Genomic DNA, 19,371 nt, shown 5'->3' with positions numbered 1-19,371 from the left:
GTATGTCTGAGATTCATGTTTTTACTAGTGCAGCGTTTAACTATATTCCGAAAGTGAGAATGCTGTTTCAGTCTATTCGTAAATATCACCCTGAATGGACAATTCACCTCGCCTTGGCCGATGAGAAAAGGCCCGAAATTGATCTTAGCAATGAACCATTTGACGAAGTCGTCTCCGTTTCTGAATTAGACATCCCGGACTGGAAAGGTTGGGCATATTGCCACACCATCGTGGAACTTGCGACGGCGATTAAACCTTTTATGCTGGCTCGTTTGCTGCAACTGCCAGGCTGCAAAAAGGTGATCTATCTTGATCCAGATACGGTGATCTTTTCTCGTCTCGATGACATTTTGGAGGCATTGGACTCTGCGAATGTCGTGCTGACACCGCACCAGACAAAACCTGAAACCTCTCTATCCGCCGTGATGGATAATGAGATCTGCAGTCTGAAGCATGGCGTTTATAATCTGGGTTTCTGCGCGGTAGCAGCAACCGATGTTGGCCTCTCTTTTGCAAAATGGTGGGGAGAGCGCATTTATCATTTCTGCCGTGCAGATATTCCAAACGGCCTGTTCACCGACCAACGTTGGATCGATCTGGTTCCCGCCTTCTTCAACGACGTGGCGATCATGCGTTCCAGTCGCCACAACGTGGCCACCTGGAATTTAACAACCCGTGATTTTACCGTTGACGAAAAAGGAAATTATTTTGTTGATGGTGAACCGTTAGGCTTCTATCACTTCACCGGCTTCGACAGCGGCGCTCATCGAATCATGGCTTCTAAAAATGCCGGGGATAATTCTGATGTGCACAAACTGATTGATTGGTATGACGATCAGACGAAGAATCTTGCGCAGGATCCTTTAGCCAAAGTGGTCTGGGCTTATGGCCTGCATTCCGATGGCTCTGCCATTTCAAAGGCGCAACGTCTGGTTTACCGTGAGCGTATTGATTTGCAAAAAGCTTTCCCTACGCCGTTTGATGCGAATACCTATAACCAGTGGTGGCTGCAGCAAGGTCCAAAAGAATACCCTGAGCTGTTCGATGATGGCAGTAAAGATGATGCATTGCGTCAGTTCAGCACGGTGCTTACTCCTGGATTCCGTGGCGGCAATGCAGAATTTGATAAAGATCGTTTTATTGGCATTGTTAAACGTTCGCTTTCCAACCCCCGCACTGGCGTCACAATGGGCAAGAAAGGATGGGAAGTATTAAAGAATGAAGGCATCAAAGGTATTAAACGTCGCTTTCTGAACTAAATTCGTCCTGTTGCTCGCTGTAGGCCCTGTACATAGCCATAGTTATGTACGGGGCTTTTTAACGTAGTTCATCTCTAAAATTAGCCTTGAGGTTTTAGATATGAAATTTAGAACGGTGAATATCTTTAGCGCATAGGTTAGTGGTGAACGATGAAAATAATATTTCCAGCGTTTAGCCAGTGTTAAAGCGTACTGCTTTATGATGAAAAATGTGCTGGCAGATTTAGCTGTGTCAATGATTCATCTAGAACTCTTCAGGAAGTTTATTTTCCCCCTGGCTGTATTTTAAACCTTGGTATGTTAAGTGAAAATAATTGCATCTCTTGTATTGTACCGACATGAATATAAATCTGTTCAGAAGACATTGGATTCTCTTCTGGCAGAGGAAAGTATTTCTAAACTGGTCATCGTTGACAATGGCAGTTATTGTGATTGGCTTATAAATTTTAATGAGCCAAAGCTCGAGATCATTCGAATGAAAGATAATGCGGGGTTTGGTGCTGGCCATAATGCTGTTTTTGAAAAATTTAAGAATCTCGCTGATTATTTTTTGATTTGCAATCCAGATATCGCCTTTGAGAAGGGAGAGGTAGATAAACTCTTCCGATTCAGTCAATTGGAGAACCTTGGATTGGCCATTCCTAAAATCGTCTATCCAGATGGACGGCTGCAGCATGGTTGTAAATTGTTACCTTCGCCTTATCAACTTTTTGCTCGTCGATTTGTTTCCCGTTTCTCACGTTCTTTAAATCAGCGGTATGAATTGCATTGCGCAGATTATACTAAGCCTTTCTTCGCGCCGTCTCTTTCCGGTTGTTTTATGTTGGTGAGCAATCAGGCAATTCAGGATGTCGGATATTTTGATACTCGTTTTTTTCTGTATCTTGAAGATGTCGATCTTTCACGAAGAATTTGTTTAAAGCATAAGACACGTTATTTCCCTGAGTCCTTGGTTGTTCACGAATCTCAGCGTCGCTCTTATCAAGATAAGCGTTTTCTTGTATACCATATCGTTTCTGCAATAAAGTACTTTAATAAATGGGGATGGTTCTTCGACAGAGATAAAGAATTCCTTAATCAGAGCTGCCTGAGTCAGTTGCCAAGAAAACAGGTTAATCCGTAAGTAAGAATAAAATTAATTACAATTTAACTATGGAATTTTCAAGATCAAGTCGTGAATGACTTTTGAGCTTGTATCTAAATGATTTGTCTTATTAAGGGCAAGATAGCGATGCAACCAATACAGCAAAAAACAAAAATTCAGAACGTTAAATATCACTTTGATTCAATTGATATCCTCAGAGGCTTTGCCGCGATATCTGTCGTTGTTTATCATGTCATAGAGCATTTTAACTGGACCTCTTTCCCTACCAATTGGCCGTGGTTGTGGTTTCGCTTTGGTTGGATGGGGGTTGATATGTTCTTCGTTATTTCCGGTTTTGTTATCGCTATGTCAGCCTTTAATCAACTGGATAGAAGCGGAAAAGACAAATTCTTTTTCCCTTTTATGAAGCGTCGTATCAATAGAATCATACCTCTTCATTATTTGACGCTGGCTGTTTTTGTTATTTTTATCTCTCCTTATCTTCTCTTTAATCATTTTGCAATAAACCTGACCTCTCATTTACTATTTATACATAACCTTAGTTATGACTTGCACGGTGCGATTAATGGAAGCAACTGGTCGCTCGGTGTTGAGATGCAATTTTATATACTTATTGCGCTCACCGCACATTGGTTAAAGCATGTTAAATGGTGGGTGTTGTTACTCTGCTCGTTGGGCATTTCATATGCATGGCGCTTGGCTGCAGTGTATCTCGTCGATATACAGCAACCACTAGGCGTTTTCAAATTATTTGTCAGCGCAACTCAGCTTCCAGGTATGTTAGACGAATTCGCTGTGGGTATTTTACTTGCCAGGTTGCTCACGTCTGAATTTGGCCATAGATTGGTTTCCAACAGAAAGTACTCTACAGTTTCTTTAATGTGTGCGGCCGTCGCACTCACGACAGGTGCAATGTATATATACCTGAAGTACGCATCTTTCTGGAACTATCCTTTGATGGTTATATTCTTCCGGACATTACTGGCGACGGCGTTCGGCATGATTGTTTTGACACTATGCTCACTTAAGATTACACCATTCCTAAAAAGAATATTGTATCCGCTTTACTATTGCGGAACGATTTCTTATGGTATCTATTTATGGCATCTACCGATCTTGCTTTCTATCAAGAAATTGGATTGGTTAACCCATGGCCAATCACTTGCACTTGTATTGGCGCTAACGTTGCTAATGGCATCATTATCGTGGCACTTCTTTGAAAAACATTTCATCAAGAAGTAAGTTTCAGCCATTGCACCGTGGTAGCACATTTAACCGTCTGACTAGAAGACAATTATGTGACCTATCGCACCAATCACTACCCACGCGGCTCAATCCTGAGTTAACATGTGTGCCACATCACAAAACCTGCTGGCCGACGTTGCCGGCAGGGTCATCCTCAGACAGGAGTTCCTAAATGTCCAAGCAACAAATCGGCGTTGTCGGCATGGCGGTAATGGGCCGCAACCTCGCGCTGAACATCGAGAGCCGTGGTTACACCGTTTCCATTTTCAACCGTTCTGGCGACAAAACTGACGAAGTGATCGCTGAGAACCCGGGCAAAAACCTGGCGCCGTATTACACCGTTGAAGAGTTTGTCGAATCGCTGGAAAAACCGCGCCGCATCCTGCTGATGGTGAAAGCGGGCGAAGCAACGGATAAAACCATTGCCTCGCTGACTCCGCACCTGGACAAGGGCGATATCTTGATCGACGGCGGCAACACCTACTATCAGGACACCATCCGCCGTAACCGCGAACTGTCCGACCAGGGCTTCAATTTCATCGGTACCGGCGTTTCCGGCGGTGAAGAGGGCGCGCTGAAAGGGCCTTCCATCATGCCTGGCGGCCAGAAAGAAGCTTACGAGCTGGTGGCGCCGATCCTGGAGAAAATCGCTGCGGTTGCGGAAGGCGAGCCTTGCGTGACCTACATTGGCGCAGACGGTGCCGGCCACTATGTGAAGATGGTGCACAACGGCATCGAATACGGCGACATGCAGCTGATTGCCGAAGCCTATTCTCTGCTGAAACAGGCGCTGAATCTGAGCAACGAGCAGCTGGCCGAAACCTTCGCCGAGTGGAACAAGGGCGAACTGAACAGCTACCTGATCGACATCACCAAAGACATCTTCACCAAGAAAGACGAAGAGGGTAAATACCTGGTCGATGTGATCCTGGACGAAGCTGCCAACAAAGGCACCGGCAAGTGGACCAGCCAGAGCTCGCTGGATCTGGGCGAACCGCTGTCGCTGATCACCGAATCGGTGTTCGCGCGCTACCTGTCCTCGCTGAAAGATCAGCGCGTTGCCGCGTCTAAAGTGCTGACCGGCCCGAAAGTGGCGCCGTTCACCGGCGACAAAGCTGAATTCATCGAGAAAGTGCGTCGCGCGCTGTATCTGGGCAAGATCGTGTCCTACGCGCAGGGCTTCTCTCAGCTGAAAGCCGCGTCTAAAGAAAACAACTGGGATCTGCACTACGGCGAAATCGCCAAGATCTTCCGCGCCGGCTGCATCATCCGCGCCCAGTTCCTGCAGAAGATCACCGACGCTTACGCGGCGGACGCCGATATCGCCAACCTGCTGCTGGCGCCATACTTCAAGCAAATCGCCGACGAGTACCAGCAGGCGCTGCGTGACGTGGTGGCTTACGCCGTGCAGAACGGCATTCCTACGCCAACCTTCTCCGCCGCGATCGCCTACTACGACAGCTACCGTTCTGCGGTGCTGCCGGCGAACCTGATCCAGGCGCAGCGCGACTACTTCGGTGCGCACACCTATAAACGTATCGACAAGGAAGGCGTGTTCCATACCGAATGGATGGAATAATCCCGCCCGTTGAGCGATAAAAAAAGCCGCCGAGGTTAGCCCGGCGGCTTTTTTATTGCGCGTGATTTAACGTCACGCTTTTTTCTGATGCCTTTCGCGCAGCCGGCCGATCACCGCGCTCATATCCAAATCCTGGTCCTGCAGCAGCACCAGCAGGTGATAGATCAGGTCCGAAGCTTCGTTGGTCAGCTCTTCGCGATCGTTGACCGTGGCGGCCAGCGCGGTTTCCACGCCTTCCTCCCCGACCTTCTGCGCGATGCGCTTGGTGCCGCTGGCGTACAGGCTGGCGGTGTACGAGCTGTCCGGGCTGGCGTGCTTGCGCTCCGCCAACAGCTGTTCCAACTGATAGAGGAACGTCCAGTCGCTGGCGGCCGGGTGGAAGCAGCTGCTGTTGCCGAGGTGGCAGGTCGGGCCGATCGGGGTGGCCAATATCAGCAGCGTGTCGTTATCGCAGTCCGGCGTGATGCTGACCACCTTGAGGAAGTGGCCGGAGCTTTCACCCTTGGTCCACAGGCGCTGCTTGGTGCGCGAGAAGAAGGTGACGTTGCCGCTTTGCTCGGTGGTCGCCAGCGCTTCCGGCGTCATGTAACCCAGCATCAGCACTTCACCGGAAACGGCGTGCTGTACGATGGCCGGCATCAGGCCGTCGGTTTTTTCCCAGTCCAGCTGGTTTCTCTGTTGTTCTGTCAGCACACGCGAATCTCCACGCCTTGTTCAACCAGGAACCTTTTCAGTTCGCCGATATTGATGATTTGTTTGTGGAACACCGATGCCGCCAGCGCGCCGTCGACGTCCGCATCGCGGAACGCTTCCAGGAAGTGCGCCATGGTGCCCGCGCCGCCGGAGGCGATCAGCGGCACCTTGCAGGCCTCGCGCACCCGGCGCAGCTGCTGCAGATCGTAACCGTTGCGCACGCCGTCCTGGTTCATCATGTTCAGCACGATCTCACCGGCGCCGCGGCGCTGCACTTCCTGCACCCAGTCGAGGGTTTCCCACTGGGTGATGCGGGTGCGGCTCTCGTCGCCGGTATATTGGTTGACGTGATACTTGCCGGTTTCACTGTCGAACCAGGTGTCAATGCCCACCACGATGCACTGCACGCCAAAGCGTTCAGCCAGGCGGCTAATCAGCTCAGGATCGGCCAGCGCCGGCGAGTTGATCGAAATCTTGTCGGCGCCGAAAGACAGGATCTGGCTGGCGTCCTCGGCGCTTTTAATGCCGCCGGCGACGCAGAACGGAATATCAATCACCTCCGCCACGCGCGACACCCAGCTTTTGTCCACCACCCGGCCGTCGCTCGAGGCGGTGATATCGTAAAATACCAGCTCGTCCGCGCCTTCTTGCGCATAGCGCTGCGCCAACGGCACGATGTCGCCGATGATTTCGTGGTTGCGGAACTGCACGCCTTTCACCACTTGCCCGTCTTTAACATCCAGGCACGGGATTATCCGTTTTGCCAGCATGCGATCGCCTCCTCAACGCTAAATTTACCTTCCAGCAGGGCGCGCCCCACGATCACGCCGGCAACGCCGCTGCCGCGCAGCTGGGCGATGTCGTCCAGATTGCCGATGCCGCCCGAGGCCTGGAAGGCCACCTGCGGATAACGGCGGCTGATTTCGTGATACAGCGCCACGTTGGAACCGGCCAGCGTGCCGTCGCGCGAAATATCGGTGCACAGCACGTGCTTGAGCCCGTAGGGCAGGAACTGCTCCACCACCTGTTCCAGCGTGGCGTCGGAATCTTCCTGCCAGCCGCTGATGGCCACGCGTTTTACGCCCTGCGCGTCGATGCGCACGTCCAGCGCCAGCACCAGCGCGTCGGCGCCGTAGCGCTCGAACCAGCTCTGCACCAACTGCGGCTGTTTCACCGCGGTGGAGCCGATCACCACGCGCGTGGCGCCGGCCTCCAGCAGGGCGCTGACGTCTTGTTCGTTGCGGATGCCGCCGCCGACCTGCACCGGCACGTTAACCCCCGCCAGCAGCTTGCGCAGCAGCGGGATCTGGCGCGCCGCCGGATCCTTGGCGCCGGTCAGATCGACCAGATGCAGCACCTGCGCGCCCTGTTGTTGATAGTCCTGCAGACGCAGCAGCGGATCGTTGCCGTAGTCGCGCTGCTGGCCGTAATCGCCCTGATGCAAACGCACCACGTTGCCGTCGATCAAATCCAAAGCCGGAATAATCATGCTGCCTACATCTCCAGAAAGTTTTTCAACAGTTGCGCGCCGGCCGCTCCAGATCGTTCTGGATGAAACTGCACGCCGAAGAAATTGTCTTTTTGCACGGCGGCGGTGAAGGGCTCGCCGTAGTTCGCCTGGGCGATGGTGCTGGGGCATATCGGCATCGCATAGCTGTGTACGAAATAGAAGTAGGCGCCGTCATCGATGCCGCGGAACAGATGGTGGCCCGCCTGCGCGGACACCTGGTTCCAGCCCATGTGCGGCAGCGGCAGGCCGAAGTCGGTCATCTGCTTCACCGGCGTATCGATGAGGCCGAGCGTGGTCACACCGCCGTTCTCTTCGCTGCTGGCCGCCAGCAGCTGCATGCCGAGGCAAATGCCCAGCACCGGCTGCGTGCAGGCCCTGATCAGTTCGATCAAATCGCGCTCGCGCAGCTGATCCATCGCCGCCTGCGCGGTGCCGACGCCCGGCAGGAACAGCTTGTCGGCGCGCAGCACGATCTCCGGATCGCGGCTCACCTCCGGCTGATAGCCCAGGCGCCGCACCGCGTAGGTGACGGAGGCCAGGTTGGCGCAGCCGGTATCCAAAATCACCACGTTCATCACAGCACTCCTTTCGAACTCGGCAGGGTATTGCCCTCGACGCGGATCGCCTGGCGCAGCGTGCGGCCAAACACTTTGAACAGGCTCTCGACCCGGTGGTGGTCGTTTTTGCCCTTGGTCTTCAGGTGCAGCGTGCAGCCCATGGTGTAAGAGAGCGAACGGAAGAAGTGCTCGACCATTTCGGTGCTGAGATCGCCGACGCGCTGATAGTTGAACTCGGCCTTGTACTCCAGGTGCGGGCGGCCGGAGATATCCAGCGCACAGCGCGCCAGACATTCGTCCATCGGCAGCACGAAGCCGAAGCGAGCGATGCCGCGCTTGTCGCCGAGCGCCTTGTTCAGGGCTTCACCCAGCGCCAGGCCGGTGTCTTCCACCGTGTGGTGATCGTCGATATACAGGTCGCCTTTGACGTCGATCTCCATGCGGAAACCGCCGTGGGTGGCGATCTGATCCAGCATGTGGTCGAAGAAGCCGACGCCGGTTTTGATCTTGCTGCCGCCTTCGCGATCCAGCCACACGTTGACGTCGATCTGCGTCTCTTTGGTCACGCGGTTAACCCGCGCGTGACGGTCACGCAGGGTCAGCTGGCGCACGATCTCTTTCCAACCCAGCACGCCGCGCTGGTAACGCAGCCCCTGGATGCCCATGTTTTCCGCCAGCTGCACATCGGTCGGCCGATCGCCGATCACGTAGCTGTGTGCGGTATCGAGCACGCCGGGTTCCAGGTAGCCCTTCACCAGCGCGGTTTTCGGCTTGCGGCAGTCGCAGTTGTCCGCCGGCAGGTGCGGGCAGATCAGCACATCGGTGAACTGAATGCCCTGGGAGCTGAGGATCTGCATCATCAGGTTGTGCGGCGGATCGAAGGTTTCCTGCGGGAAACTGGCGGTGCCGAGCCCATCCTGATTGGTGATCATCACCAGCTGATACCCCGCCTGTTGCAGCGCCAGCAGGGAAGGGATCACGTCTGGCTCGAGCGCCAGCTTGTCCAGGCGGTCAACCTGGAAATCTTCCGGTGGCTCGGCGATCAGCGTGCCGTCACGATCGATAAAGAGGATTTTTTGGCTCACATTGGCTCCTGGCGAGTCTGGTTGGCGCCGGGCAGGGCGGACAAGGCGTCCACCACGCGTTGACATTCGTCGCGGGTGCCTATGGTGATGCGCAGGCAGCCGGACAACCCGGGCTGTTTGTTTTGGTCTCGTAAGATAATGCCCTGATCCCACAAGCTTTTAAACACATTACTTGATGCGGTGAAGCGGGCCAGCAGGTAATTGCTGTCGCTGGCGAAAACCTGCTCGACGCAGGCGCATTTCTCCAACTGTTGCTGCAGCCAGCTGCGGGTGGCTGCGATGTCGGTGACGCGCTGGCGCATGGTGCGGATACCTTCTTCGCTCAGCGCCTGCGCGGCGATATCCGCCACCGGCGTCGAGAGCGGGTAAGGCGCGATCACCTTCAGCAGCAGGGCAATCAGATCTTCATTGGCGAGCGTAAAGCCGCAGCGCAGGCCGGCCAGCGCAAAGGCCTTCGACAGCGTGCGCAGAATAGCCAGGTGCGGGTAGTCACTCAGCCAGCCGGCCACCGAAGCCTGCGGGCAAAACTCGATATAGGCTTCGTCCACCGCGACGATCGCCTTGCCTTTGGCCAGCTCCAGCAGGCTGCGTAGATCGTCCGGATCGATCAGGTTGCCGGTTGGGTTGTTCGGGCTGCAGACGTAGATCAGCTTTACATTGTCCAGGCTGTCCGCGATGGCCGGCAGATCCAACTGCCAGTCTTCTTTGGCGGCCACGGTGCGGCGCTCCACGCCGAAGGTTTCGGCGCTGACGGCGTACATGCCGTAGGTCGGCGGGCAGAACAGAATGGCGTCTTTGCCCGGCTCGCAGAAGGCGCGGATCAGCAGCTCGATGCCTTCATCGGCGCCGCGGCTGACCAGCACCTGCTCTTTCTTCACCCCGGCGTAGGCGGCGTAGCGTTCGATCACCTGCGCCGGCTGGCATTCCGGATAGCGGTTGAAGGTTTGCGCGGTCAGCTGGAACTCGGGCGCGATCGGGTATTCGTTGGCGTTCAACCACACGTCGCCCTTGCCGCCGAGGCGGCGCGCCGATTGATAAGGGGTCAGCTCGCGAACGTTGGCGCGCGCCAGTTTTTCGATGCTCATGCTTGCTCCTTCAGGGCGGCGACGCGCAGGGTCACGGCATTCTTGTGGGCGATCAACTGTTCGGCGGCAGCCAGCGTCTCGATGGTGGCGGCCAGGTTGCTGAAGCCCTGCGGCGTCAGTTCCTGCACCGTCATGCGTTTTTGAAAATCGGCCAGCCCCAGGCTGGAGCAGGTGGCGGTGTAGCCGTAGGTCGGCAGCACGTGGTTGGTGCCGGAGGCGTAATCGCCGGCGGACTCCGGCGACCAGTCGCCGAGGAACACCGAACCGGCGCTGGTGATGCCGTCCACCAGTTCACGCGCATTGCGGGTCTGAATAATCAGGTGCTCCGGGCCGTAGCGGTTGCTGATCGCCACGCACTCGGACAGATCGCGCGCTACGATCAGGCGGCTGCTCGCCAGCGCCTGACGGGCGGTCTCGGCACGCGGCAGCTCGGCCAGCTGGCTTTCCACCGCGTCGGCCACCGCCTGCGCCATCGCCGCGTCCGGCGTCAGCAGGATCACCTGCGAATCCGGGCCGTGTTCGGCCTGCGACAGCAGATCGGAAGCGACGAATGCCGGGGTGGCGCCGGCGTCGGCGATCACCAGCACCTCCGAAGGGCCGGCAGGCATGTCGATGGCCGCGCCGTCGAGGCGCTGGCTGACCTGCCGCTTGGCTTCGGTCACGAAGGCGTTGCCCGGCCCGAAGATCTTCGCCACGCGCGGCACGCTCTCGGTGCCGAACGCCAGGGCGGCGATCGCCTGCGCGCCCCCGACCTGAAACACTTCCTGCACGCCGCACAGTTGCGCTGCATACAGGATCTCATCGGCGATCGGCGGCGGCGAGCACAGCACCACCCGGCGGCAGCCGGCGATGCGCGCCGGCGTCGCCAGCATCAGCACGGTGGAGAACAGCGGCGCCGATCCGCCGGGAATATACAGACCCACCGAGTCGATAGGGCGGGTCACCTGTTGACAGCGCACGCCCGGTTGCGTTTCGACGTCCACCGGCGGCAGTCGCTGCGCGTTGTGGAAGGTTTCCACGTTGGCGACGGCCACCGCCATCGCCTGTTTGATGTCGTCGCCCAACCGCGCGGCGGCGGCGGCGATCTGCTCGGCGCTGACGCGCAGCGCCGAGACTTCCGCCTTGTCGAAACGGGCGCTGTAGTCGCGCAGCGCCCGATCGCCGTTGGCCTTCACGTTGTCGAGGATCTCGCTCACCGTGCGGGTGATGCTGTCGGAGGCGGCGATTGCCGGGCGCATCAGCAGCTCGGTCTGGCGTTCGGCGCTGCTGGTCGCCCAATCGATCGGCGTGTTGAAGGTCGACATGGCGTTACTCCATCATCTTTTCAATCGGCAGCACCAGAATCGAGCTGGCGCCGAGCGCTTTCAGTTTTTCCATGGTTTCCCAGAACAGGGTTTCGCTGCTCACCATGTGCATCGCCACGCGGTTCTGCGCGCCGGCCAGCGGCAGAATGGTCGGGCGCTCGGCGCCCGGCAGCAGCGCGACGATCTCGTCCAGTTTCTCGCTCGGCGCGTGCAGCATGATGTATTTGGATTCACGCGCCTGGATCACGCCCTGAATGCGGGTCATCAGGCGATCGATCAGCTGCTGTTTGGCTTCCGGCATTTCGCCGTCGCGCTGGATCAGGCAGGCCTTGGAGCGGTAGATCACCTCCACTTCGCGCAGGCCGTTGGCCTCCAGCGTGGCGCCGGTAGAGACCAGATCGCAGATGGCGTCGGCCAGGCCGGCGCGCGGCGCCACTTCCACCGAGCCGTTCAGCAGGCAAGATTTGAAGCGCACGCCCTGCTTGTCGAGGTATTGCTTCAGCAGGTGCGGGTAAGAGGTGGCGATGCGGGCGTCCTGCAGGCTTTGCGGGCCGGTGTATTCGGCGTCGAGCGGGGTGGCCAGCGACAGGCGGCAGCCGCCGAAATCGAGGCGGCGCAGGGTGAAGTAACGCGGGTCTTCGCCCTGGGCGCGGCGGCTGAGCAGCTCTTCTTCCAGCACGTTTTCGCCGATGATGCCGAGATCGACCACGCCGTCCATCACCAGGCCCGGAATATCGTCGTCGCGCACGCGCAGGATATCGATCGGCATGTTTTCCGCGAAGGCGATCAGACGCTGTTGCTGCAGGTTGATCTTGATGCCGCAGCGCGCCAGCAGTTCCTGGGATTCATCGCTCAGGCGGCCCGACTTCTGCATTGCGATCCGTAAACGTGTCTTGTCCAGCATGGTAACCTCTGTTTAATCTGTAATTTTATGAATTTATTGTAAAAACTATTCTTTTCTGTCTGTCCGGAGCCAAAAAAAAACCCTCGGAAGAAATCTTCCGAGGGCTCTCTCTTGCGTTCTGCGCGCCACTGGAAGATTAACAAACCGTCTTCCAGCACTCATCGCCTGAAAGACTAGTCAGGGTGATGGTGATGATGGTGGTTGAACTGAACGCGTGTCATGGTGTTTTTCTCTAATCAAAAGCCGGTAAAAACCGTATGCCAATTAAGCTAAACTATCCGCTGTCCACCGCGCAACCCTTTTTTAACGTCATAAATTTAATTTATTGAAACAGGTTAGGTTATTAGCCACAGACGGCTTTACCTGACCTTAAGCCGTGCAGATTGTATCGCCGTGCGCAGTGGCGTAGCCTTAGGGGTAGGGCGCTGCGATCTTCAGGAGAGGAAGAGGATGAAAAAGGTAGCCATTATTGGTTTGGGTTGGCTGGGCATGCCGTTGGCGCTGTCGCTGATGGGGCGCGGGTATGACGTGGTCGGCAGCAAAACCACGCCGGACGGCGTCGAGGCCGCGCGCATGAGCGGCATCGAGTGCTACCAACTGGAGCTGACGCCGGAGCTGGTGTGCGATCCGGACGATCTGGAATCGCTGCTGCGTGTGGATGCGCTGGTGGTGACACTGCCCGCTCGCCGCACCGTCGAAGGCAGCGAAAACTATTTCAATGCGGTGCGCATGCTGGTGGACAGCGCGATGGCCTTTGGCGTGCCGCGGGTGATCTTCACCAGTTCCACCTCGGTGTACGGCGAAACCGCCGGCACGCTGCGCGAAGAGTCGCCGCTGCGGCCGGTCTCGCCGTCGGGCCGGGTGTTGGCCGAGCTCGAACGTTGGTTGCATGAATTGCCGAATACCTCGGTGGACATTCTGCGCCTGGCGGGGCTGGTGGGCGCCGATCGTCACCCCGGCCGCTTCCTGGCGGGAAAACTCGACGTGAAGGGCGGTTCGCAGGGGGTAAATCTGGTGCACCAGGACGACGTCATCGCCGCCATCCAACTGTTGCTGAAGCTGCCGAAGGGAGGCCACGTGTACAACCTGTGCGCGCCGCGTCATCCGGCCAAACGCGAATTTTATCCGGCGCTGGCCGAGCAGTTGCACCTGGAGCCGCCGCAGTTCGCCGACGAGGCGGAGCAGGATGAGCGACTGGTGGACGGCAACCGCATCTGCAACGAGCTGGGTTTCGAGTACCAGCATCCCGATCCGGCGCGCATGCCGGTCAGTTAAGACGGTATATGTCGTTTAAAGCGGGAACAGATGGCTCGTCACAAAGTCGACGAACAGCCTGATTTTGACTGACAGGTGGCGGCCCGACGGCCAGAGGACATGAAAGACCATGTTCTCGCGGTGGTATTCATCCAAAACCGTCACCAGGCTGCCCTGTTCCAGCTGTCTGCGCACGGCGATCTCCGGCAAATAAGCAATGCCCAGCCCTTGTTCCGCGAAACACACCTGCGGATCGAGGGTATTTGTCACCATGCTGGCCGGCCGTTCGGGGAGCATCTCCGTCTTGTCCCCCAGCGGCCAGATATCCAGTTTGCCGGTGCTGGGAAAGCGATAATGCAAACGGGCATGGCTTGTCAGATCTTCTGGCTTGCGCGGCATACCCGCTTTGCTGAAATAACCCGGCGCGCCAACGAAAACCTTGCGGCAGGTACCCAGCCGGCGGGCAACCAGCCGTGAGTCACTCGGGGTTCCGCTGCGGATAACGGCATCGAAACCTTCCTCAATCACGTCAACCAGCCGATCTGAATAATCAATATCCAGCTCGATCTCAGGATAGCGGCGCTTGAAGTCTCCCAGTTTTGGCATGAAGAGCGTGCCCAGCGACGGGAGGCTGATGCGCAGCTTGCCCTGAGGCGTTCCCCGCGTTTGCAACAGCTCGGCTTCCGCCTCTTTCACCTCACTCAAAATGCGCCGACACCTTTCCAGGAACAAGGCCCCTTCCGGCGTCAGGTTGACCGTGCGGGTGGAACGGTGAAACAGGCGCACGCTGAGCCGTTCCTCCAGCCGGGCGATGGTTTTGCTGACCGCCGAGGCGGAGATCCCCAGCTGTTGCCCGGCCGCCGTGAAACTGCGGCTTTCACTGACCCGGACGAAAACGTCGAGAGAACCCAAGCTTTCCATAGGCTTCCATTCTATTAATGACTTTTGAGTCATGAGTGTTGTTCACTTTAGCCTATTTTTCTTTTATCGGCGAGTGGGCAGCATGATGCAACCGTCATCCGCGATGGGCGGAAACATCTTTGAATGGGGAGTGATTGATGAATCAAACGACGATATCTGCGCCTGCCGGGAGCATCGAGCGGTTGCCGCTGGGCGGCCTGCTGGCATTGGCGATGGCCGCTTTCATCACGCTGCTGACCGAGATCATGCCGGCGGGCGTGCTTTCTTCGATCGCGGGTGATTTGAACGTGTCTGAAAGCCTGGCGGGGCAATTCATCACCGCCTATGCGGTGGGCGCGTTGGTCGCCGCCATTCCGCTGACCGCATTAACGCAAGGCATGCGGCGCCGCCCCTTGCTGTTGAGCGCGATTTGCGGTTTTGCCATCGTCAACCTCGTCACGGCGCTGTCGCATGATTACCATGTCTCATTGGCGACGCGTTTTTTCGCCGGCGTTTTCGGCGGCATCGTTTGGTCTTTGCTGGCCGGTTACGCCGTGCGCATGTCACCGGCTCATCTTGGCGGCCGCGCTATTGCGATCTCCGGCGCCGGCGCCACCCTGGCGTTGGTGCTCGGCGTACCGCTTGGCACGTTGCTTGGGCGAGCCATCGGTTGGCAGGGCGCCTTTGGCCTGATGACGTTGATGGCGCTCGCGCTCGTGGCGTGGATCATCGCCATTGTGCCGGATTTCCCCGGCCAGGCTAAGGCGCATCGCCCGTCTCTGAGCGGCGTCTTCTTGCAGTGCGGGATCCGCGCCGTGCTGTTCGTGGTGTTCACCTTCATCGTTGCCCACAACATTCTGTATATCTACCTGGAGCCTTTCCTCAAGCCGTCGGGGTTATCCGAGCGGGTCGATATCGTTCTGTTTATCTTCGGGCTGGGCGCGATTGCCGGATTAGGCATTGCCGGGATGTTGGTCGATCGGCGAGTCCAATCTCTTACGGTGATGAGTATCGTCATCTTTGCTCTCGCCGCCGTGCTGCTGGGGAGTGGGGGACGGGCGGCCCCGATTGTCTATCTCTCCGTCGCATTGTGGGGCGTGGCTTTCGGCGGTTTCGCCACCCTCACGCAGACGGCATTGTCACGGCTTTCCGGCCGCGCGGCCGACGTGGCGCAGTCCATGTATACGACGGGCTGGAATACCGCCGTGGCCGCCGGTGGCGCGGTCGGCGGCATGGTGCTCGACAGGAGCGGGACGGCCTCTTTCGCCTGGGCCATCATCGGGTTCCTCGTCCTGTCTTTAACCGGCACGCTGTTTGCCATGAATCGGGCGCTGGCCTCTCAGCGATGAGGTGATGGGCGTGCGGCGCGCGCCAAATCCTCCAGCAGCGCGTTCAACGCCTCGTCGGGCTGCACGGGGCGGCTGACCAGGCTGAGCGTGGCGCGGTAAGAGAGCGCCGCGCCGCCCAACTGCCGCAGCAGCCCCTGTTCCACCCAGCGCGCCGCGTAGTGGGTGGGCAGATAGCCAAGACAGGTGCCGCTCAGCACCAGATGGGCGACGCTTTCCATATGGTGAGCCACCGCCGCCAGATGCGGCGGCGCGATCGGGCACAGCTGCTGCGCCAGCAGGTAGCCGCGCTTGACCCAGCGCGCGTTTTCAATCTGCTCGCGCTCCGGTTCTTCCACCGCGAACAGCGGGTGATCCTCACTGCAATAGATCGCCTGCGTCTCCTCCAGCCACGGCTGATAACGCAACGCTTCCAGCTGTTGGCCGAAGTAGCCGATGCCCAGATCGAGCTGCCGGTGCAGCAGCCCTTGCTCAATCTCGTTCGGCGAACAGATGCGGCACTGCAATTGCACGTCCTGATGTCGGCGCTGGAAGTGTTTGATGGCCTGGCTGAACGGATTGCCCGGCAGCGAAACCAGGTTATCCACCAGACCGATTTGCAGATCGCCGGTCAGCAGGCCGTTCAGCGACTGGCTGACCCGGGTGAAGTCGCGGGCGGCGTTGAACAGCGAGCGGCAGGCGATCAGCATGCGTTCGCCCTTGGGCGTCAGCCGGAAGCCGGAGCGCCCGCGCTGACACAGGCGAAAACCCAGCCGGGTTTCCAACGAGGCCAGATGGGTGCTGATGGTGGATTGGTTCATCAGCAGCGCTTCCTGCGCGGCGCTGACGCCCTGGGCTTCCGCCACTGCGACGAACACCCGCAGCAGTTTCAGATCGATATCGCTTAGGTTGGTGAGCATCGCCCCCTCCGCAGAACGTCGGCCGGTTAACCCATTTTTAACATCGAAGAAATAGGTGCGGCGCTGAAGATATGGCCTTCCTTATGGCATGAATTTTAAATAAAAATCAATACTTCAATAAGTTAGTTGCATCGCGTTTTTCGATGTTTACATGCAAAAGCGGGAATGGTAGCTGAGGTGGCCAACGGGGTAGCCTGCGAATGTTGCTCAAATGTTTCAATCCATCGCAGATAAAGACAAGGAAACGCCATGCTGAACCAACCCCAAAGCGGTAACGATATGCCGCGCTTTGCCGGCCTCCCCACCATGATGCGCCTGCCCGCGGCCGAACAGGCGCGCGGTCTGGACGCCGCCTTCGTCGGCGTTCCGCTCGATATCGGCACCTCCAACCGCAGCGGCACTCGCTATGGCCCGCGCCAGATCCGCCAGGAATCGGTGATGATCCGCCCCTACAACATGGGCACCGGCTCTGCGCCGTTCGAACGGCTGCAGGTGGCCGATCTGGGGGATGTCGCCATCAACCCCTACAGCCTGGCGGACAGCGTGCAGCGCATCGAGGCGGCTTACCACGAGATCCTGGCGCACGGTTGCACGCCGTTGACGCTCGGCGGCGATCACACCCTGACGCTGCCGGTGCTGCGCGCCATTGCCCGTCGTCATGGTCCGGTCGGGCTGATCCACGTCGATGCGCATTCCGATACCAACGAGGAGATGTTCGGCGAACAACTGGCGCACGGCACCACTTTCCGCCGCGCGTTCGAGGAGGGGCTGCTGACGCCGGAAAAGGTGGTGCAGATTGGCCTGCGCGGCAGTGGCTATGCGGCGGACGACTTCGACTGGTCACGCCGTCAGGGCTTTCGTGTGGTGCCGGCCGAGGCCTGCTGGCACCGGTCGCTGACGCCGCTGATGGCGGAGATCCGAGAGCAGATGGGCGAAGCGCCGGTTTATCTCAGTTTCGATATCGACGGGCTGGATCCGGCCTTCGCACCGGGCACCGGCACGCCGGAGGTCGGCGGGCTGTCGGTTTGGCAAGGTCTGGAGATCGTGCGCGGCTGCCGTGGGCTGAACCTGGTCGGCGGCGACGTGGTGGAAGTGTCGCCGCCTTACGATCGCTCCGGCAACACCGCGCTGCTGGCCGCCAACCTGCTGTTTGAAATGTTGTGCGTGCTGCCGGCCCGTTGAGGCCGGCGCACTGACTCTACCGGCGGAGCGGTTGCGTCGGGGGCCCCTGATAACAATAACTACGGAGTGGAGGTACCCATGAATCTCGATCTGCTGGTCGTGGTGTTTTACTTTCTGGTGATAGGCGCGGTGGGATGGATGGGCATTCGCCGCGCCAATTCCAAAGAGGCGTATCTGGTGGCCGGGCGCAACCTGGGGCCGGGGCTGTATCTGGGCACGCTGTCGGCGGTGGTGCTCGGCGGCGCGTCGACCATCGGCAGCGTCAAACTCGGTTACACCTACGGTATCTCCGGCGTCTGGCTGTGCGGCGCGTTGGGGATGGGCATCGTGGTGCTGAGCCTGGTGCTGGCCAAGCCGCTGCTCAAGCTGAAGCTGTATACCGTCAGCCAGGTGCTGTCGCGGCGCTATCACCCGGCGGCGCGGGTCACCAGCGGCGCGATCATGCTGGCGTATGACCTGATGGTGGCGGTGACCTCGATCATCGCCATCGGCAGCGTGATGCAGGTGATGTTCGGCCTGTCGTTCAGCGCATCCATCCTGCTCGGCGGCGGGCTGGTGGTGCTGTATTCGACGCTGGGCGGTATGTGGTCGCTGACGCTGACCGACATCATTCAGTTCATCATCATGACCGTCGGCATGATGCTGGTGCTGATGCCGATGAGCATCGTCAAGGCCGGCGGCTGGGAGGCGTTCACCAGCCTGCTGCCCGCCGGTTACTACCAACTGTCGTCGATCGGGCTGGACACCATTCTGGTGTTCTTCCTGATCTACTTCTTCGGCATTCTGATCGGCCAGGACATCTGGCAGCGGGTGTTCACCGCCCGCAGCGCCAACGTGGCGCGCTTCGCCGGGCTGGGGGCGGGCGTCTATTGCGTGCTGTACGGCGTGACGGGCGCGCTGATCGGCATGGCCGGCAAGATCGTGCTGCCGTCGCTCAGCAACACCGACGGCGCCTTCGCCGCCATCGCGCAGGCGGTGTTGCCGGTCGGCGTCAGCGGGCTGGTGGCCGCCGCGGCCCTGGCGGCGCTGATGTCCACCGCCAGCGCTTGTTTGCTGGCGTCTTCGACCATCGCGCTGGAGGACGTGCTGCCGGCCATCCGCCGTAAACCTTCCGGCGGGCTGGCCGCCGGGCGCTTCACCACGCTTTTCATGGGCGCGGTCATGCTGGGGCTGGCGTTTGTGGTGCGCGACGTGCTGGCGGCGCTGACGCTGGCTTACAACCTGTTGGTGGGCGGCATGCTGATCCCGCTGGTGGGGGCGATCTTTTGGCCGCGCGCCACCAGCGCCGGGGCCATCGCCAGCATGCTGACCGGCAGCCTGTGCGTGGTGGGGCTGATGATCTGGCACGGCATCGACGCCAACAGCCCGATCTACGGCGGTCTGCTGGGCGGCGGCGTCGCCTTCGTGTTGGGCAGCTTGCTGAGCCGCCCGGCAGCGCAGCTGCAGCCGCAAACCGAGCGTTGA

At 58.5% G+C, this 19,371-nt stretch carries 19 protein-coding genes and 1 other annotated feature; of the genes, 8 read left to right on the top strand and 11 right to left on the bottom strand.

Features of this window, described 5'->3' with window-relative positions; translation table 11 throughout:
• The first annotated feature begins 2 nt into the window (after positions 1-2).
• The 4 genes from ACP39K_RS13440 to gnd all read left to right on the top strand — a co-directional run bounded on the left by ACP39K_RS13440 (position 3) and on the right by gnd (position 5,188).
• Positions 3-1,259: a glycosyltransferase gene (locus tag ACP39K_RS13440; RefSeq protein WP_089184405.1), complete on the top strand. Its 1,257-nt coding sequence runs from the start codon at positions 3-5 to the stop codon at positions 1,257-1,259.
• Between the two features lie 304 nt (positions 1,260-1,563).
• Positions 1,564-2,382: a glycosyltransferase family 2 protein gene (locus ACP39K_RS13435; protein ID WP_075202120.1), complete on the top strand. Its 819-nt coding sequence runs from the start codon at positions 1,564-1,566 to the stop codon at positions 2,380-2,382.
• Between the two features lie 108 nt (positions 2,383-2,490).
• A complete protein-coding gene (locus tag ACP39K_RS13430; RefSeq protein WP_158523361.1) occupies positions 2,491-3,606 on the top strand; it encodes an acyltransferase family protein in 1,116 nt (371 codons plus the stop codon).
• 175 nt (positions 3,607-3,781) lie between these two features.
• Complete coding sequence (gnd, locus tag ACP39K_RS13425; RefSeq protein ID WP_004938815.1) at positions 3,782-5,188, top strand: NADP-dependent phosphogluconate dehydrogenase; 1,407 nt, start codon at positions 3,782-3,784, stop codon at positions 5,186-5,188.
• A gap of 72 nt (positions 5,189-5,260) precedes the next feature.
• On the opposite strand, the gene hisIE is transcribed toward gnd, so the two are convergent.
• The 9 genes from hisIE to hisL all read right to left on the bottom strand — a co-directional run bounded on the left by hisIE (position 5,261) and on the right by hisL (position 12,547).
• On the bottom strand, positions 5,261-5,881 hold the full coding sequence (hisIE, locus tag ACP39K_RS13420; protein WP_049299812.1) for a bifunctional phosphoribosyl-AMP cyclohydrolase/phosphoribosyl-ATP diphosphatase HisIE: 621 nt from the start codon (positions 5,879-5,881) through the stop codon (positions 5,261-5,263).
• A complete protein-coding gene (gene hisF / locus ACP39K_RS13415) occupies positions 5,875-6,651 on the bottom strand; it encodes an imidazole glycerol phosphate synthase subunit HisF (RefSeq protein ID WP_016928406.1) in 777 nt (258 codons plus the stop codon). Before hisF ends, hisIE begins: the two co-directional genes overlap by 7 nt.
• A complete protein-coding gene (gene hisA, locus ACP39K_RS13410; RefSeq protein WP_497008571.1) occupies positions 6,633-7,370 on the bottom strand; it encodes a 1-(5-phosphoribosyl)-5-[(5-phosphoribosylamino)methylideneamino]imidazole-4-carboxamide isomerase in 738 nt (245 codons plus the stop codon). The genes hisF and hisA overlap by 19 nt, the downstream gene beginning before the upstream one ends.
• 5 nt (positions 7,371-7,375) lie before the next feature.
• Positions 7,376-7,966 carry an imidazole glycerol phosphate synthase subunit HisH gene (hisH, locus tag ACP39K_RS13405; protein WP_004938803.1) on the bottom strand — a complete coding sequence of 197 codons (591 nt, stop codon included), beginning with the start codon at positions 7,964-7,966 and terminating at the stop codon, positions 7,376-7,378.
• On the bottom strand, positions 7,966-9,033 hold the full coding sequence (gene hisB / locus ACP39K_RS13400) for a bifunctional histidinol-phosphatase/imidazoleglycerol-phosphate dehydratase HisB (protein WP_016928404.1): 1,068 nt from the start codon (positions 9,031-9,033) through the stop codon (positions 7,966-7,968). The genes hisH and hisB overlap by 1 nt, the downstream gene beginning before the upstream one ends.
• Complete coding sequence (hisC, locus tag ACP39K_RS13395) at positions 9,030-10,118, bottom strand: histidinol-phosphate transaminase (protein WP_033640854.1); 1,089 nt, start codon at positions 10,116-10,118, stop codon at positions 9,030-9,032. Before hisC ends, hisB begins: the two co-directional genes overlap by 4 nt.
• Complete coding sequence (hisD, locus tag ACP39K_RS13390; protein WP_033640853.1) at positions 10,115-11,422, bottom strand: histidinol dehydrogenase; 1,308 nt, start codon at positions 11,420-11,422, stop codon at positions 10,115-10,117. Before hisD ends, hisC begins: the two co-directional genes overlap by 4 nt.
• A 4-nt stretch (positions 11,423-11,426) precedes the next feature.
• Entirely contained in the window at positions 11,427-12,326 is a 900-nt protein-coding gene (gene hisG / locus ACP39K_RS13385) for an ATP phosphoribosyltransferase (RefSeq protein WP_004938793.1), read from the bottom strand.
• A gap of 71 nt (positions 12,327-12,397) precedes the next feature.
• Positions 12,398-12,524 (bottom strand) — a sequence feature (His leader region).
• Positions 12,500-12,547: a his operon leader peptide gene (gene hisL, locus ACP39K_RS13380; RefSeq protein WP_100396937.1), complete on the bottom strand. Its 48-nt coding sequence runs from the start codon at positions 12,545-12,547 to the stop codon at positions 12,500-12,502. It overlaps the preceding feature by 25 nt.
• 229 nt (positions 12,548-12,776) lie before the next feature.
• Between hisL and ACP39K_RS13375 the strand changes: the two genes are divergently transcribed.
• Entirely contained in the window at positions 12,777-13,601 is an 825-nt protein-coding gene (locus ACP39K_RS13375; protein ID WP_016928401.1) for an SDR family oxidoreductase, read from the top strand.
• 15 nt (positions 13,602-13,616) lie between these two features.
• On the opposite strand, the gene ACP39K_RS13370 is transcribed toward ACP39K_RS13375, so the two are convergent.
• The gene (locus tag ACP39K_RS13370) at positions 13,617-14,501 is read right to left on the bottom strand and encodes a LysR family transcriptional regulator (protein WP_016928400.1); all 885 of its coding nucleotides are present in this window, start codon (positions 14,499-14,501) and stop codon (positions 13,617-13,619) included.
• Between the two features lie 137 nt (positions 14,502-14,638).
• Here ACP39K_RS13370 and ACP39K_RS13365 point away from each other — a divergent pair, with 137 nt between their 5' ends.
• The gene (locus ACP39K_RS13365; RefSeq protein WP_048796634.1) at positions 14,639-15,829 is read left to right on the top strand and encodes an MFS transporter; all 1,191 of its coding nucleotides are present in this window, start codon (positions 14,639-14,641) and stop codon (positions 15,827-15,829) included.
• Here the strand turns inward: ACP39K_RS13365 and ACP39K_RS13360 are convergent.
• The gene (locus tag ACP39K_RS13360) at positions 15,820-16,725 is read right to left on the bottom strand and encodes a LysR family transcriptional regulator (protein WP_016928398.1); all 906 of its coding nucleotides are present in this window, start codon (positions 16,723-16,725) and stop codon (positions 15,820-15,822) included. The genes ACP39K_RS13365 and ACP39K_RS13360 overlap by 10 nt on opposite strands.
• A 249-nt stretch (positions 16,726-16,974) precedes the next feature.
• On the opposite strand from ACP39K_RS13360, the gene speB reads away from it, so the two are divergent.
• Together speB and ACP39K_RS13350 are read left to right on the top strand one after the other, a co-directional pair.
• Positions 16,975-17,907 carry an agmatinase gene (speB, locus tag ACP39K_RS13355; RefSeq protein WP_033640851.1) on the top strand — a complete coding sequence of 311 codons (933 nt, stop codon included), beginning with the start codon at positions 16,975-16,977 and terminating at the stop codon, positions 17,905-17,907.
• Between the two features lie 78 nt (positions 17,908-17,985).
• On the top strand, positions 17,986-19,371 hold the full coding sequence (locus tag ACP39K_RS13350) for a sodium:solute symporter family protein (protein ID WP_033640850.1): 1,386 nt from the start codon (positions 17,986-17,988) through the stop codon (positions 19,369-19,371).

The organism is Serratia sp. EC4 (genome assembly GCF_059652115.1).
The sequence above is the reverse complement of the archived record's forward strand: the minus strand, read 5'-3'. Positions and strand labels throughout refer to the sequence as shown.

Coding starts and splice junctions, on each gene's coding strand:
- ACP39K_RS13440 (WP_089184405.1), top strand. CDS start 3: ATGTCTGAGATTCATGTTTTTACTAGTGCAGCGTTTAACTATATTCCG.
- ACP39K_RS13430 (WP_158523361.1), top strand. CDS start 2,491: ATGCAACCAATACAGCAAAAAACAAAAATTCAGAACGTTAAATATCAC.
- gnd (WP_004938815.1), top strand. CDS start 3,782: ATGTCCAAGCAACAAATCGGCGTTGTCGGCATGGCGGTAATGGGCCGC.
- hisF (WP_016928406.1), bottom strand. CDS start 6,651: ATGCTGGCAAAACGGATAATCCCGTGCCTGGATGTTAAAGACGGGCAA.
- hisA (WP_497008571.1), bottom strand. CDS start 7,370: ATGATTATTCCGGCTTTGGATTTGATCGACGGCAACGTGGTGCGTTTG.
- hisH (WP_004938803.1), bottom strand. CDS start 7,966: ATGAACGTGGTGATTTTGGATACCGGCTGCGCCAACCTGGCCTCCGTC.
- hisC (WP_033640854.1), bottom strand. CDS start 10,118: ATGAGCATCGAAAAACTGGCGCGCGCCAACGTTCGCGAGCTGACCCCT.
- hisD (WP_033640853.1), bottom strand. CDS start 11,422: ATGTCGACCTTCAACACGCCGATCGATTGGGCGACCAGCAGCGCCGAA.
- hisG (WP_004938793.1), bottom strand. CDS start 12,326: ATGCTGGACAAGACACGTTTACGGATCGCAATGCAGAAGTCGGGCCGC.
- ACP39K_RS13375 (WP_016928401.1), top strand. CDS start 12,777: ATGAAAAAGGTAGCCATTATTGGTTTGGGTTGGCTGGGCATGCCGTTG.
- ACP39K_RS13370 (WP_016928400.1), bottom strand. CDS start 14,501: ATGGAAAGCTTGGGTTCTCTCGACGTTTTCGTCCGGGTCAGTGAAAGC.
- ACP39K_RS13365 (WP_048796634.1), top strand. CDS start 14,639: ATGAATCAAACGACGATATCTGCGCCTGCCGGGAGCATCGAGCGGTTG.
- ACP39K_RS13360 (WP_016928398.1), bottom strand. CDS start 16,725: ATGCTCACCAACCTAAGCGATATCGATCTGAAACTGCTGCGGGTGTTC.
- speB (WP_033640851.1), top strand. CDS start 16,975: ATGCTGAACCAACCCCAAAGCGGTAACGATATGCCGCGCTTTGCCGGC.
- ACP39K_RS13350 (WP_033640850.1), top strand. CDS start 17,986: ATGAATCTCGATCTGCTGGTCGTGGTGTTTTACTTTCTGGTGATAGGC.